Annotated in this window: 11 protein-coding genes and 1 pseudogene; 8 read left to right on the top strand and 4 right to left on the bottom strand. The window is 71.1% G+C overall.

Annotated elements, in window-relative coordinates; translation table 11 throughout:
* Positions 1-273 precede the first annotated feature (273 nt).
* The 3 genes from gltX to M6G08_RS15780 all read right to left on the bottom strand — a co-directional run bounded on the left by gltX (position 274) and on the right by M6G08_RS15780 (position 2,882).
* Positions 274-1,758 carry a glutamate--tRNA ligase gene (gene gltX, locus M6G08_RS15790; protein WP_272587807.1) on the bottom strand — a complete coding sequence of 495 codons (1,485 nt, stop codon included), beginning with the start codon at positions 1,756-1,758 and terminating at the stop codon, positions 274-276.
* A complete protein-coding gene (locus tag M6G08_RS15785) occupies positions 1,751-2,527 on the bottom strand; it encodes a fumarylacetoacetate hydrolase family protein (protein WP_272587806.1) in 777 nt (258 codons plus the stop codon). Before M6G08_RS15785 ends, gltX begins: the two co-directional genes overlap by 8 nt.
* Before the next feature lie 166 nt (positions 2,528-2,693).
* Positions 2,694-2,882, bottom strand: coding sequence for a hypothetical protein (locus M6G08_RS15780; protein WP_272591526.1), 189 nt, complete (start codon positions 2,880-2,882; stop codon positions 2,694-2,696).
* Between the two features lie 602 nt (positions 2,883-3,484).
* Between M6G08_RS15780 and M6G08_RS15775 the strand changes: the two are divergent.
* From M6G08_RS15775 to M6G08_RS15740, 8 genes and pseudogenes are all read left to right on the top strand, one after another.
* Positions 3,485-7,374 (top strand): annotated as a pseudogene (locus tag M6G08_RS15775) (ATP-binding protein).
* Positions 7,375-7,383: 9 nt separating this feature from the next.
* Positions 7,384-7,797, top strand: coding sequence for a roadblock/LC7 domain-containing protein (locus M6G08_RS15770; RefSeq protein ID WP_003973453.1), 414 nt, complete (start codon positions 7,384-7,386; stop codon positions 7,795-7,797).
* 111 nt (positions 7,798-7,908) lie between these two features.
* Positions 7,909-8,307, top strand: a complete 399-nt coding sequence (locus tag M6G08_RS15765) for a DUF742 domain-containing protein (RefSeq protein ID WP_007387727.1) — start codon at positions 7,909-7,911, stop codon at positions 8,305-8,307.
* Entirely contained in the window at positions 8,288-8,863 is a 576-nt protein-coding gene (locus M6G08_RS15760) for a GTP-binding protein (protein ID WP_003973455.1), read from the top strand. The genes M6G08_RS15765 and M6G08_RS15760 overlap by 20 nt, the downstream gene beginning before the upstream one ends.
* Positions 8,864-9,273: 410 nt before the next feature.
* The gene (locus tag M6G08_RS15755) at positions 9,274-12,537 is read left to right on the top strand and encodes a nitrate- and nitrite sensing domain-containing protein (protein ID WP_272587804.1); all 3,264 of its coding nucleotides are present in this window, start codon (positions 9,274-9,276) and stop codon (positions 12,535-12,537) included.
* Between the two features lie 10 nt (positions 12,538-12,547).
* Complete coding sequence (locus tag M6G08_RS15750) at positions 12,548-12,961, top strand: roadblock/LC7 domain-containing protein (protein ID WP_004983065.1); 414 nt, start codon at positions 12,548-12,550, stop codon at positions 12,959-12,961.
* 94 nt (positions 12,962-13,055) lie between these two features.
* Positions 13,056-13,628: a DUF742 domain-containing protein gene (locus tag M6G08_RS15745; protein WP_272587803.1), complete on the top strand. Its 573-nt coding sequence runs from the start codon at positions 13,056-13,058 to the stop codon at positions 13,626-13,628.
* Positions 13,609-14,190, top strand: coding sequence for a GTP-binding protein (locus M6G08_RS15740; protein ID WP_009314218.1), 582 nt, complete (start codon positions 13,609-13,611; stop codon positions 14,188-14,190). Before M6G08_RS15745 ends, M6G08_RS15740 begins: the two co-directional genes overlap by 20 nt.
* Before the next feature lie 247 nt (positions 14,191-14,437).
* Here the strand turns inward: M6G08_RS15740 and M6G08_RS15735 are convergent, their stop codons facing one another.
* Positions 14,438-14,635 carry an acyl-CoA carboxylase epsilon subunit gene (locus M6G08_RS15735; protein ID WP_272587802.1) on the bottom strand — a complete coding sequence of 66 codons (198 nt, stop codon included), beginning with the start codon at positions 14,633-14,635 and terminating at the stop codon, positions 14,438-14,440.
* Positions 14,636-14,647: the final 12 nt, after the last annotated feature.

Here is a 14,647-nt window from a genome sequence, read left to right as displayed (position 1 = left end):
CGGCCCGGTTGTCGGCCGGGCTCCCGCGCCGGGCACGTCCGCCCTGCGCGAGCGGGCGGCGGCCTGGGGGCGTCCGCGACCCGCCGGCCGCGTACGTCCCACCCCGGCGGCAGTTGCGGGCCGGGCGGTCCCCGAAGAGGCGTGGGTCGACGCCCTCGTGGTGCATGCCGCCCGTCTGCGAGGGCTTCGCGGACGGCGCCGGCCGGAGGGACCCGGGCGGGGTACGGAAAGGGCGGCGCCCGTGCGGACGCCGCCCTTCACACCTGCTGCCGGTTACGCCGCCAGGCGTGCCAGCGCCGCGTCGATCCGGGCCAGCGCCTTCTCCTTGCCCAGGACCTCCAGGGACTCGAAGAGGGGGAGGCCGACCGTGCGGCCGGTGACGGCGACGCGGACGGGGGCCTGGGCCTTGCCGAGCTTGAGGCCGTGGGCCTCGCCGGCGGCCAGGACGGCCTCCTTGAGGGACTCCGGGGACGTCCAGTCGGCGGCGTCCAGCTTCTCCCGGGCCGTGCGCAGGAGCGCGTCCGACCCCTCCTTCATCGCCTTCGTCCAGCTCGCCTCGTCGAAGACCGGCTCCGGCAGGAACAGGAAGTCGACGTTGTCGGTGATCTCGGAGAGGACCTTCAGGCGGGTCTGCGCGTGCGGCGCGATCGCCTGCCACTTGGTCTCGTCGAAGTCCTCGGGCGCCCAGGGGGCGACGGGGGCCTTCAGCCAGGGGCGGCAGCGCTCGGTGAAGTCCTTGACCTCCAGCAGGCGGATGTGGTCGCCGTTGATCGCCTCGCACTTCTTCAGGTCGAAGCGGGCCGGGTTGGGCTGGACGTCGGCGACGTCGAAGGCCGCGACCATCTCCTCGATCGTGAAGATGTCCTGGTCGGCCGAGAGCGACCAGCCGAGGAGGGAGAGGTAGTTGAGCAGGCCCTCGGGGAGGAAGCCGCGCTCGCGGTACAGGTTGAGGCTCGACTGCGGGTCGCGCTTGGAGAGCTTCTTGTTGCCCTCTCCCATGACGTACGGCAGGTGGCCGAAGGCGGGGGTCTCCTTGGCGATGCCCAGCTCGGTGAGCGCCTTGTAGAGGGCGATCTGGCGGGGGGTGGAGGAGAGCAGGTCCTCGCCACGCAGGACGTGGGTGATCTCCATCAGGGCGTCGTCGACCGGGTTGACGAGCGTGTAGAGGGGGGCGCCGTTGGCGCGGACGATGCCGTAGTCCGGGACGTTCTCGGGGAGGTAGGTGATCTCGCCGCGGACCAGGTCCGTGAAGGTGATCGGCTCGTCGGGCATCCGGAAGCGGACGATGGGCTCGCGGCCCTGCGCCTTGTACTCCTCGGCCTGGGCGTCGCTCAGGTCGCGGCAGTGGCCGTCGTAGCCGGAGGGCTTGCCGGCGGCGCGGGCGGCCTCGCGGCGGGTGTCCAGCTCCTCCTGGGAGCAGTAGCAGCGGTAGGCGTGGCCGGCGTCCAGGAGCTTCTGGGCGACGTCCTGGTAGATGTCCATGCGCTGCGACTGGCGGTACGGCGCGTGGGGACCGCCGATCTCGGGGCCCTCGTCCCAGTCGAAGCCCAGCCAGCGCATCGAGTCCAGGAGCTGCTCGTACGACTCCTCGGAGTCGCGGGCCGCGTCGGTGTCCTCGATGCGGAAGACCAGCGTGCCCTGGTGGTGGCGCGCGAAGGCCCAGTTGAACAGGGCGGTGCGGACCAGGCCCACGTGGGGGTTACCGGTCGGCGAGGGGCAGAAACGGACACGGACTGCTGGGGCGGATGCGCTAGCCACGCTTGACAACCTTGTTGGTGAGAGTGCCGATGCCTTCGATGGTGACGGCGACCTCGTCGCCGACGTTGAGGGGGCCGACCCCAGCCGGGGTGCCCGTGAGGATCACGTCGCCGGGGAGCAGCGTCATGGCCTCGGAGATGTTGACGACCAGGTCCTCGATGGAGTGGATCATCTCGCTGGTGCGGCCGAGCTGGCGCTGCCCGCCGTTGACCGTCAGCTGGACGGTCAGGTCGGCCGGGTCCAGGTCGGTCTCGACCCAGGGGCCCAGCGGGCAGGCGGAGTCGAAGCCCTTGGCCCTGGCCCACTGCTTCTCGCGGCGCTGCACGTCGCGGGCGGTGACGTCGTTGGCGCAGGTGTAGCCGAAGATCACGTCCTTGACGCGCTCGCGCGGCACCTCGCGGCACATGCGGCCGATGACCACGGCGAGCTCGGCCTCGTGGTGCAGTTCCTCGGAGAAGGAGGGGTACTGGATGGCGTCGCCGGGGCCGATGACCGAGGTGGACGGCTTGAAGAAGGCGAACGGGGCGTCGGGCACCTCGTTGCCGAGTTCGCGGGCGTGTTCGGCGTAGTTGCGGCCGAAGGCGACGACCTTGTTGGGCAGGACGGGCGGCAGCAGCCGCACCTTACTCAGGGGCACCTTGGTGCCGGAGAGCTCGAAGTCCGCGAACGGGATGCCCTTGATGATGTCGAGGACGAGCTGGTCCGGCTGGTCGCCCTCGACCGCGCCGAAGGCGACGTTCCCGTCGATGGAGAACCTGGCGATGCGCACGGGTTGCTTGGCCCCTTGCTGAGCTGGCTGGAGTCTGACGCTCCAGGCTAACGCGGCAAGGCGGGGGCGCCTCGCGCATCACCGGTTCCCCTCGGGGTGGCGGTCGTGGCGCGGGCGCCCTCGTGTTCCGTGCGGCCCGCTGAACGTGCGGTGGCCGGGCGGCGTACTACTGTGCGGCGGTGGCCGCGACCGGGACCTCCATGAGGACCGTGCGGCGGGGGTTGGCGGTCTGGGCGGGGAGCTCGACGGCGTGCTCCCGCTGCTCCGGCGTCCGCAGTTCGTCGGCGCCGTCGAGGTGCGCCAGCGTCGTGCGTCGCGGGTTGGCGATCTTGTGGAACATCATCGTCGTCTTCACGGTTGTACGGAACCCTGTCGTGTCCGGGCGCCGGAGGGGCTGCAAGAAGCCCTGCGAGGGCGCGGGTTGTCGGTTTTGCCTTCTCTGTAAAGCGTCAGGCTAAACATGCGATTCCCCGCGACTCCGGCCGGGGCTCACGATCGGCATGTGAGTTTGCTCACTTATCAAGGGTCAAACCGGTCAATTCCGACCGCCACACCACTCCGACGAAACCGACATTGCCCACCTGAAGCGCGCATTCCGCTGCTGATCATGTCGACTGGGACACCCGTCCGGCGTCGGCGATTCACGGGCATACGTCCGGTTTGTGGGTGATCATTTTCTACGTCCGGTGACTCGCCCCTCACGTGCTGTCACCTATGTCACGGCCTGACCCACGGGCCTTGTTGGAGATCCGGCACTGTGCTGGAATTCCACGGACCGCTGCGGGATCGAGCCGGCGCACAGGGGGCGCACACCAGCGCCGAGCGGCGGCGAGAAGGGGGAACCAGCGCCGGTCACTCACGACCACCACGGGGGCGTATTCAGGGCGCCCCTACGACGCCGACACCGTGCCCAGCCGTTCACGCGGCCGGGTGCCTGGTCCAGAGGTTGCGACGCTAGTGCAGGGACGTTTCAAGAGGGATGGCAGCGCTTCGGCGGAGCCGGAGCCGCAGCACGGCGGGACTGGCCCCAAGGCCGTCAGCTCCTCGCCCCAGCACGCCCAGAACCCGGGCCAGGACCGGCCGAGCGACAGCGGGGACGGCGCCGGGCGCCAGGGCTCGGCAGACTCCGCTTCCGGCCAGCAGCCGCCCGCGAAGCCGGCCAAGGGCTCGACCGGCCCCGGTCCGCGAATAGCCCTGCGCAACTGGCGGATCTCCACCCGCCTGGTGTCGCTGCTCGCGCTCCCGGTGGTCGCGGCCACCTCGCTGGGCGCGATGCGCATCAGCCAGTCGGTCGAGGACATCCAGCAGCTCGACAACATGAAGCTGCTGACCGAGATGACCAAGCAGGCCACCGAACTGGCGCACGCCCTCCAGGAGGAGCGCGACCAGTCCGCCGGTCCGCTGGCGCACGACTCGTCCTCCGGTGCGATCGCCGTCAAGGGCGACCGGGAGAAGACCGACCGGGCCCGGAAGAACTTCCTCGACAGCTCCGAGGCGATCGACGCCGCCAGCAAGGACGGCAACCTCGTCGGCGTCCGCGACAGCCTCGTCGGTCTCGCCGGAGACCTGAACGACCTGGAGCGGATCCGCAGCACCGCCTACCAGGCCGAGGACAACTCGACGCAGACCGTCGAGGCGTACCACCGCCTGATCACCCACCTGCTGGACCTCTCGCAGGACATGGCGGAAGCCACCAGCAACCCCGAGATGATCCAGCGCACGCGAACCCTGGCGGCCTTCTCCTCCGCCAAGGAGTACGCGTCCATCCAGCGCGCGGTCCTCGCGGCGGCGCTCCCGGCGAGCAACACCGGCAAGCCCGACCTCGCGGAGAACGACCGGCTGTACGCCGAGTCCGCGCTGCAGAGCCAGAAGTCCGAGATCCGCAGCTTCACCAGCATCTACGGCGACGGCGCCGAGGAACTCCTCAAGCCGATCTCCGAGGGCAACCCGGTCATCGAGTCCTCCGACGCGTACGCGGGCCGCGCCCTCGCCAAGGAGGGCGCCCTCGGCGGACTGGACAAGCGGTCCTACCAGGACTGGCTGGACGACTCCTCCACCAAGATCCAGCAGATGAAGAACATCGAGCTGAAGCTGCTGGAGGACATGGAGCAGCAGGCCCGTGAGCTGCGCAGCGAGTCCGAGCGCGAGGCGATCATCTCGGGTGTCGTGATCCTGCTGGTGCTCGGTGTCTCCCTGGTCGGTGCCTTCGTCGTGGCCCGCTCCATGATCCGCTCGCTGCGCCGCCTGGAGGACACCGCGACCAAGGTCGCCCAGGACCGTCTGCCCGAGCTGGTCAAGCAGCTCTCCGAGACCGACCCGCAGGACGTCGACACCTCGGTGGAGTCGGTCGGCGTGCACTCCCGGGACGAGATCGGCCGAGTGGCCGCGGCCTTCGACGACGTGCACCGCGAGGCGGTCCGCCTCGCCGCCGAGCAGGCCCTGCTTCGGGGCAACGTCAACGCGATGTTCACCAACCTCTCGCGCCGTTCCCAGGGCCTCATCCAGCGCCAGCTCTCGCTCATCTCCGAACTGGAGTCCCGCGAGGCCGACCCGGACCAGCTGTCCTCGCTCTTCAAGCTCGACCACCTCGCGACGCGCATGCGCCGTAACGGTGAGAACCTCCTGGTCCTCGCCGGCGAGGAGCCGGGCCGGCGCTGGACCCGCCCGGTCCCGCTGGTCGACGTGCTCCGTGCCGCCGCCTCCGAGGTGGAGCAGTACGAGCGCATCGAACTGGCCTCCGTGCCGACCACCGAGGTCGCCGGCCGCGTGGTCAACGACCTCGTGCACCTGCTCGCCGAGCTGCTGGAGAACGCGACCTCGTTCTCCTCCCCGCAGACCAAGGTCAAGGTCACCGGTCACGCGCTGCCCGACGGCCGCGTGCTGATCGAGATCCACGACACCGGCATCGGCCTCTCCCCCGAGGACCTGGCCGCGATCAACGAGCGGCTCGCCTCGCCGCCCACCGTGGACGTCTCCGTCTCCCGCCGCATGGGCCTGTTCGTGGTCGGCCGCCTCTCGCAGCGCCACGGCATCCGCATTCAGCTGCGTCCGTCGGACTCCGGTGGTACGACCGCGCTGGTCATGCTGCCGGTCGACGTCGCCCAGGGCGGCCGCAAGCCGCAGCCCAAGCCCGGTCAGGGCGCCGGCAACGGCGGTCCGGCCGCGGCCCAGGCGGCCGCGGGTGTGGCGGCGGCCCGGCGCGGTGGCGGCCAGGGCGGCGGTGCTCTCGGTGGCGGCGGTGGTTTCGGTGGTGGCGGTGGTGCCCTCGGCGCCGGTCGCCGGGCGGTGGCCGGCTCGCCGCCGGTCAGGGACCGCGGGCCGCACACTGCCCGGGCGGGACGCGGACGGGCGCCCGGGTGCGCCGGGCGGCGCGCGCGGACCCCAGTCCCCCGCGGGCCCGGGTCAGCAGAACCGGCCGGCCCCGGCCGGCGCGGGCGCCGGTGCCGGACAGGCCCCCGGTGCTCCGCAGGGCCTGCAGGCCGCGGGCATGAGCGCGCCGCAGGGCAACGCGCTCCAAGGCAACGCTCCGCAAGGCAACGCTCCGCAGGGCCGGGACATGTTCGGTGGCGGACGCGGTCCCTCCGCGCCCGCGCAGCGCGGGAAGCGCCGGGAAGCGCCGGGGGTGGCGGTGGCGCGAGATGCGAGCAGCCGAGCAGGGCCGTCGGCCGCAGCTGCCGCCGCGCGGCGGACCGCGGGCCGAGCTGCCCGGCGGCAACCCGCAGCCACGCACGCCCAGCTGGAGCGACGAGAACGCGCAGCCGTCCGTGCCGCGCGCCTCGCTGGACGTCCCGCGCGGCCACGAGGAGCCGGACAGCTCCCGTACCGACCGCGCTGCGCGCCACGACGACCGGCAGGGCCCGGGCTCGACCGCGGAGATGCCGGCGGTCCCCCCTCTCGGCGAGGCCCAGGGCCCCGGCGCCACGGCCGAGTTCGCCCGTCCGGACTTCGACGCCCCGGCACCGCGCCAGGAGGACCCGCAGAGCACCGGACAGTTCACCCAGCCGGGTCAGGACCAGTACGGTCAGGAGCAGTACGGTCACGACCCGTTCGGTCAGGACCAGTACGGCGCGAACGCCCAGTCGGGCGACCGGTTCGCGCGGCCCGAGCCGGCCGCCCCGCAGCAGAACGGCGCCTTCGTCCGCTCGGACGTCTTCGGCGGACAGCCCGGCCAGGGGCACGACAACGGCTCGACCGGCCAGCACCATCTGCCGGGGCACGAGAACCCGGCCGACACCGGCCCGTTCGAGCGCTCGCAGGGGTCCGGCACGCACGGCGGCAACGACTTCGCCGCGCCGCGGCCCCCCGTACCGCAGCAGCGTCCCGCCGCCGAGGAGCCCCAGATCGGGACCGCCGCGCAGCGGCCGGAAGACGCCTGGGCGCTGCCCCCGGCCTCCGGCCCGGGTGACGGACGTACGCCGCTGTTCGACACGCTGGAGACCAACTGGTTCCACGGCGACCGCGAGGGGCGGGCCCAGCAGAGCGCGCCGGCCGCGTCGCCGGAGCCGCAGGCGGCCCAGCCCCAGACCCCGGCGGCCCCTCAGCGGCCCGCCACCTCCGCCTGGCGGAGCTCGCCGAACGACGACCTCGTCCGGCAGGCCGAGCGTGTCCGGCAGCCCGCTGCGGGCGGGATCACCACCTCCGGCCTGCCGCGCCGGGTCCCCCGGGCCAACCTCGTCCCGGGCACGGCCCAGCAGCAGTCGAACCAGAACGGTCCGCAGGTCTCGCGTGCGCCCGACGACGTGCGCGGCCGGCTGACCAATCTCCGTCGGGGAATCGCACAGGGCCGTCAGGCCGGTACCAACCAGACCGGCAGCTACCCGCGGCCCACTCACCAGCAGGAGCGTTAGTTGAGCCCGATGAGCCAGGCGGCACAGAACCTCAACTGGTTGATCACGAATTTCGTGGACAACACCCCGGGGGTGTCCCACACCGTCGTCGTGTCCGCCGACGGACTCCTCCTGGCGATGTCGGAGGGCTTCCCGCGCGACCGCGCGGACCAGCTCGCGGCCGTCGCCTCGGGGCTCACCTCGCTGACCGCGGGGGCGTCCCGGATCTTCGAGGGCGGCAACGTGGCACAGACGGTCGTGGAGATGGAACGCGGGTTCCTCTTCCTCATGTCCGTCTCGGACGGCTCTTCCCTGGCCGTCCTCGCCCACCCGGAGTGCGACATCGGCCTCGTCGGCTACGAGATGGCGCTCCTGGTCGACCGCGCGGGCGCGGTGCTCACGCCCGACCTGCGCGCCGAGCTACAAGGAAGTCTGCTCCACTGATCGGCCCCGGCACCACCCGTGTTACCAAATCACCGTCCGGCCGCCACAATCCCCCCACCGGCCTCGTCAGACGGCACGACTGACCAACCTGCTGTCCCGCCCGGAGGATTCATGACCCCGCCCACCGCCTCTCATGATCCGTACGCGGAGCCGTACGAGGACGAGGGCGACCAGCCGCTGGTACGTCCGTACGCGATGACCGGTGGCCGGACCAGGCCGCGCTATCAGCTCGCCATCGAGGCGCTGATCAGCACGACGGCCGACCCGGCAGCGCTCATGGGGCTCCTGCCCGAGCACCAGCGCATCTGCCACCTGTGCCGCGAGGTGAAGTCGGTGGCCGAGGTGTCGGCCCTGCTGGCCATGCCGCTGGGTGTGGCCCGGATCCTGGTCGCGGACCTCGCGGAGGCCGGGATGGTCGCGGTTCACCAGCCGGGCGGCGACGAGAACAACGGCGGTGCGCCGGACGTGACACTGCTCGAAAGGGTGCTCAGTGGACTTCGAAAGCTCTGACGGAGGGCGGGCGACCACCTCCGCGAAGATCGTGGTGGCCGGCGGCTTCGGCGTCGGCAAGACCACGTTCGTGGGCGCCGTCTCCGAGATCAACCCCCTGCGCACGGAGGCCGTGATGACCTCCGCCAGCGCCGGGATCGACGACCTCACGCACGCCGGGGACAAGACGACCACCACGGTCGCCATGGACTTCGGCCGCATCACGCTCGACCAGGACCTGATCCTCTACCTGTTCGGCACGCCCGGCCAGGACCGCTTCTGGTTCATGTGGGACGACCTGGTGCGCGGCGCGATCGGCGCGGTCGTGCTCTGCGACACCCGCCGGCTGGCCGACTGCTTCCCGGCGGTGGACTACTTCGAGAACAGCGGCCTGCCCTTCGTCGTCGCCCTGAACGGCTTCGACGGACAGCAGCCGTACTCGCCGGACGAGGTGCGGGAGGCGCTGCAGATCGGCCCGGACACCCCGATCATCACGACCGACGCCCGGCACCGCGCCGACGCGAAGAGCGCGCTGATCACGCTGGTGGAACACGCGCTGATGGCACGGCTCCGGTAGTACGCAGGCCGCAGCAGCCAAGTCGGAAGTGATCTACGGCAGTTGTCGTAGACGACACGGAGCCGACTGTGTCCTTTGACACGGTCGGCCCGGCCGTTCATAACGTTTCGGCAGAGGAATCGGGTGGTATCAACACGCGTCGCGGTCAACTGGTCTCGCTGCGCGCACGAAGGCACCGTCTTTTGACGGGCCTCGCTCTTTATGACCGTTTTATCTGGGGCTTACATCACGTGTAACCCCGGCGTTCCACTGTTTGGAAGAGCGCAGGTCGCCGTGCTGGAATGCCAGAACTGCCCAACGGTCAACCACGCACGAGACGTACTCAGCGGTAGCACGTACTCGTCGACGGACTGGGCTCTGAGACACAGCGGCACGACGTAGGTGCCGACCGCCGAGAGGTTGTTGGTCGAGTGAGGCGAAGCAAGAACAGTCCCGAGCCATCGGCCCGGGGCAACTTCACCCCGCCGCCGCGTACAGCGGCGCCCGCCCCCGTGCCCGCTGCGGAACCCACGGAGGAACCCGCCCCGAGCGGCGGCCGCTTCTCCCCGCGCAACTGGCGGGTGACCACCCGGCTGAACGCGATCCTGCTCATTCCCGTGCTGGTCGGCCTGGTCATGGGCGGCTTCCAGGTTAAGAGCTCGATCGACACCTGGCAGGACGCCGAGGACGCCGAGAGCACCGCTCGCCTGGTGCAGGCCTCGCTGAACTACGCGAACGCCCTCTACAACGAGCGCGACACCACCGCCGCCCCGCTGCTTGCGGGCAAGGGCCAGAAGGACGACGCCGTCGTCAAGGCCCGCCAGGCCACCGACGAGGCGGCCGACGTCTTCGACGAGGCGGCGCAGGGCATGCCGTCCAAGCCCGGTCTGGAACGCCGGCTGAAGGTGTTCCGCGAGCAGGAGCCCAAGCTCCAGTCGCTGCGCGTGGCCGCCTACACCTCCAAGCTCAAGGGCGTGGAGACCGAGGAGGGCTACACCGGCGTCGCCCACCCCCTGATGGAGTTCGCCAACGAGCTCGGTCTGGGCACCGGCAACATCACCTCCTACGGCCGTACCGTCTACGCGATCTCCCTGACCAAGGCGGCGCTCTCCCTGGAGCGTTCCATCGGCATGCACATGCTGGTCAAGCCGGGTCCGGAGCCCAGCCACCTCGCCAGCCAGCGCGTCGCCCTCTCCTCGTACGCCTACCTCGAGCGCATCGCGATCGAGGAGTACATCGGCGGCGGCACGGAGGAGGACGCCCAGAAGCTCGAGGACGCCGAGGCGCAGCTCAAGGAGGACGGCGCGGCCATGGCCAAGGAGGCCAAGGCCAAGGACCCGGACTACGTCCCGCCGCCGGCCAACCCGACCACGATGGTCTCGGAGCTGGCCCAGCTGGACTCCACGGACCCCAGCGCCCGGGCCGACCTGGCCGAGCAGGGCATCACGCCGGAAAACTGGTGGGCGGTCAACACCCTCAAGTTCGACGCGTACCAGAAGATCGAGTCGGACCTGGCCGACAAGGCGGTGACCGAGGCGGCCACGATCGCGGACGACGCCGAGCGGGACGCCTACATCACGGGTGCCGCGGTCGTGATCGCGCTGCTCGCCGCGTTCATCCTGGCCGGCATGGTGGCCCGCCAGATGAGCCGCTCCATGCGCCAGCTGCGCACCGCCGCCTTCGGCATCGCCGAGCAGCGCCTGCCGATGCTGGTCGACCAGCTCTCCCGCACCGACCCCGGCCGGGTCGACACCCGGGTCGCGCCAATCCCGATCACCTCGACCGACGAGATCGGCGAAGTCGCCCGCGCCTTCGACCAGGTGCACCGCGAGGCGGTCCGGCTCGCCTCCGAGCAGGCCCTGCTGCGGGGCAACATCAACGCGATCTTCACCAACCTGTCGCGCCGCAACCAGTCGCTGATCGAGGGCCAGCTGACCCTGATCACCGACCTGGAGAACAACGAGGCCGACCCCGACCAGCTGGAGAGCCTCTTCCGGCTGGACCACCTGGCCACCCGTATGCGCCGCAACGGCGAGAACCTCCTGGTCCTCGCCGGCGAGGAGCCCGGCCGCCGCTGGGACCAGCCGGTGCCGCTGGTCGACGTGCTGCGTGCCGCCTCCTCCGAGGTGGAGCAGTACGAGCGCATCGAGCTGTCGGGCGTCCCCGAGGCCGAGATCCACGGCCGTGCCGTGACCGACCTCGTGCACCTGCTCGCCGAGCTGCTGGAGAACGCCACCACGTTCTCCTCCCCGCAGACCAAGGTCCGCGTCACCGCGACCCGGCTGCCCGACGGCCGCGTGATGGTCGAGATCCACGACAAGGGCATCGGCCTGACCGCCGAGGACTTCGCGGACATCAACCACAAGCTGGCCAACCCGCCGACCGTGGACGCCGCGATCTCGCAGCGCATGGGCCTGTTCGTGGTCGGCCGGCTGTCCGACCGGCACGGCATCCGCGTCCAGCTGCGCCCTTCCGGCGAGCAGGCGGGCACCACCTCGCTGGTCATGCTCCCGGACGCCATCACCCACGGTGGCGGCGGCGAGCACCAGCAGCGCGACGAGTTCACCGTCTCGCAGATCATCCCGGAGCAGAACTTCCAGGGTGAGAACTTCGCGCAGGTCGGTCAGCCCATGCGGACCGCCGCCGAACTCGGCTTCGACGACAGTCGGTACTCCGACGTCCCCGACGACCTACGCGAGCTCGACCCGGTCGGCCGCTCGCTGATGCGCGAGGAGCGCCGCGCGGCCCTGGAGGCCCAGTCGCACCCCGAGCAGACCGGCCCGGAGGAGCACGGCGGCCGCGAGGACGCCGAGACTCCCGGTTTCCAGGACCAGTTCACCGGTCAGCAGCCGGCCTACGACCAGGGCCAGGGCGGCTACCGGGACCAGCAGACCGGCGGGTACGACCAGCAGGCGTACGCCGACCAGCAGCAGACGGCGTACCGGGACCAGCAGCAGACGTACGACGAGCAGTACTTCGCGCCGAACGGCGGCCTGCCGCAGGGCGAGGGCTACCCGGCGGGCGGCGGCTACCCGGACCCCTCGTACGGGGACCCGGCCCGCAACGGGCACGAGTCGGCCGGCGTCGGCGCGCAGGAGGGCTACTCGGCCTTCGAGCAGCGGCGCCACCAGGACGACTGGCCGCAGCAGGACGGCTATCAGAACGGCTATCCGGACCAGTACCCCTCCGGGGCACCGGAGACGGAATCCGCGCAGGCCGCTGACGTGAACGAGGCGGACCGCGTAGGCTTCGACCGTCCGGGTCCGGCCGCCTCCGGCACCCACGAGATGACCGACGCCGGTCTCCCCCGCCGCGGATCCACCGCGGGCAGCGCGGGTCACGTGGGCCAGGAGACGCCGGCCGACACGGCCGGTGCGAACGGCACGGACAACTGGCGGTCGGCCAACGACGACCGCTGGCAGCAGGCGTCACAGCTGCGCAGGCCCAAGGCGGGCGGGGTGACCTCCTCGGGGCTGCCGCGCCGGGTACCCAAGGCCAACCTGGTCGAGGGCACCGCCGAATCCACTCCCCAGGGAGGCCCACAGGTCTCCCGCGCTCCGGAGGACGTCCGGGGCAGGCTGAGCAACCTGCGGCGCGGCGTCGAACGGGGCCGCAACGCAGGCAGTGAAACGAACGGCCAGGACACAAGGAATGAACACCGTGGTCCTGACAGCACCTACAACCAGGAGCGTTAGTGTGAGCCCGATGAGCCAGGCGGCACAGAACCTGAACTGGTTGATCACCAACTTCGTGGACAACACCCCGGGGGTGTCCCACACGGTGGTGGTCTCCGCCGACGGACTCCTTCTCGCGATGTCCGAAGGGTTCCCGCGCGACCGCGCCGACCAGCTCGCCGCCGTCGCGTCCGGCCTGACCTCGCTGACCGCCGGTGCCTCGCGCATCTTCGAGGGCGGCAGCGTGAACCAGACGGTTGTGGAGATGGAGCGGGGATTCCTCTTCATCATGTCCATCTCCGACGGTTCCTCCCTCGCGGTTCTCGCACACCCGGAGGCGGACATCGGTCTCATTGGGTACGAGATGGCCCTTCTGGTGGACCGTGCCGGCACGGTCCTGACGCCCGACCTGCGGGCTGAGCTCCAGGGCAGCCTTCTCAACTGAAGGACAGACGGTGCGTTTTGGCGTCCCGTGGCCGTAAAGTTTCGGGACGCGGCTCCACAGTGATGGATGCCCGGCACAGTCGGAGGAGGAAAAAGTGGCAACACCCCCAGGCGGTCCGTCTTCGGGCAACTGGTCGTACGGCCCTGGCCAGGGCCAGCACGACGGCTCGGCGAACGGTTACGGCTACCCCTCCGTCCCGGACCACCGGCAGCCGTACGCACCGCAGGGCCCCGGCCCTTCGCCGTACGACCAGCCGCAGGCTCCGCGCATCCAGCCCGTGCAGCCACAACGCCGCACCCCTGAGCCGGCGCCCGCCGGGGCGTCGAACAACCCCCTGGTGCGCCCGTACGCCATGACGGGCGGCCGCACCAGGCCTCGGTACCAGCTCGCCATCGAGGCGCTGGTGCACACCACCGCGCAGCCGCACCAGATGCAGGGCCAGCTGCCCGAGCATCAGCGGATCTGCAACCTCTGCCGGGAGATCAAGTCGGTGGCCGAGGTCTCGGCCCTCCTGACGATCCCTCTCGGCGTGGCCAGGATCCTCGTCGCCGACTTGGCGGAGGCGGGACTGGTCGCCATCCATCAGCCCGGCGGCGACGAGAACGCCGGCGGCCAGCCAGACGTGACACTGCTCGAAAGGGTGCTCAGTGGACTTCGCAAGCTCTAGCGGCGGTCCTTCCCGCTCCACCACTTCCGCGAAGATCGTGGTGGCGGGCGGCTTCGGCGTGGGCAAGACCACGTTCGTCGGCGCTGTCTCGGAGATCAATCCGCTGCGCACCGAGGCCGTGATGACATCCGCTTCGGCGGGCATCGACGACCTCACCCACACGGGGGACAAGACGACCACGACGGTCGCCATGGACTTCGGCCGCATCACGCTCGACCAGGACCTGATCCTCTACCTGTTCGGCACGCCCGGCCAGGACCGCTTCTGGTTCATGTGGGACGACCTGGTGCGCGGCGCGATCGGCGCGATCGTGCTGGTCGACACGAGGCGGCTCGCCGACTGCTTCCCCGCCGTCGACTACTTCGAGAACAGCGGACTGCCGTTCGTGATCGCGCTGAACGGCTTCGACGGGCAGCAGCCGTACAACCCGGACGAGGTCCGGGAGGCTCTGCAGATCGGGCCGGACACGCCGATCATCACGACGGACGCGCGGCACCGGGCCGACGCGAAGTCGGCGCTGATCACGCTGGTGGAGCACGCGCTGATGGCCCGTCTCCGCTAGCACTTCCTCAGCCTGCGGGCAGTCGTGCCGCCTGGGGCGGCACGGGTGGGCGCAGGCGGCACCCCGCTGCGCCGGGTTGCGTTACGCCCCCTGCGGCCACTGGGCTGCCGGGGGCTGTTTCGTTGCCGGGTGCGGGTGGTTCGTGGTTGGTCGCGCAGTTCCCCGCGCCCCTAGGTGGGCTGCCCCTGGCCCGCGTCACGCGTAGAGGCCCCCTCCTGTGCGGAGGGGGCCTCTACGTCGTGTCGGGTCAGCGCCAGCTGTGCGGTGCGCGGAAGCCCGGTTCGCGTTCCAGGCGGCGCCAGCCCGCGCGGACGCGGCCGCCGCCGTGGGTCGGGGCGATCTCGGCGGGGCGGGCGGCGGCGCGGGCGAGGAGGAGGGCCGTGATGGCGGCGACCTCCTCGGGCTCGGCGTGGCCCTTCTCGACGCGGATGTCGGCAGGGGGCATGGTCGTGGCTCC

The sequence above is a fragment of the Streptomyces sp. M92 genome (assembly GCF_028473745.1).
Lineage (GTDB): Bacteria > Actinomycetota > Actinomycetes > Streptomycetales > Streptomycetaceae > Streptomyces.
The sequence above is the reverse complement of the archived record's forward strand: the minus strand, read 5'-3'. Positions and strand labels throughout refer to the sequence as shown.

What these genes read in the sequence shown, in the direction of transcription:
- M6G08_RS15750 (WP_004983065.1), top strand. Translation starts at nt 12,548, where the DNA reads ATGAGCCAGGCGGCACAGAACCTGAACTGGTTGATCACCAACTTCGTG.
- M6G08_RS15770 (WP_003973453.1), top strand. Translation starts at nt 7,384, where the DNA reads ATGAGCCAGGCGGCACAGAACCTCAACTGGTTGATCACGAATTTCGTG.
- M6G08_RS15765 (WP_007387727.1), top strand. Translation starts at nt 7,909, where the DNA reads ATGACCCCGCCCACCGCCTCTCATGATCCGTACGCGGAGCCGTACGAG.
- M6G08_RS15735 (WP_272587802.1), bottom strand. Translation starts at nt 14,635, where the DNA reads ATGCCCCCTGCCGACATCCGCGTCGAGAAGGGCCACGCCGAGCCCGAG.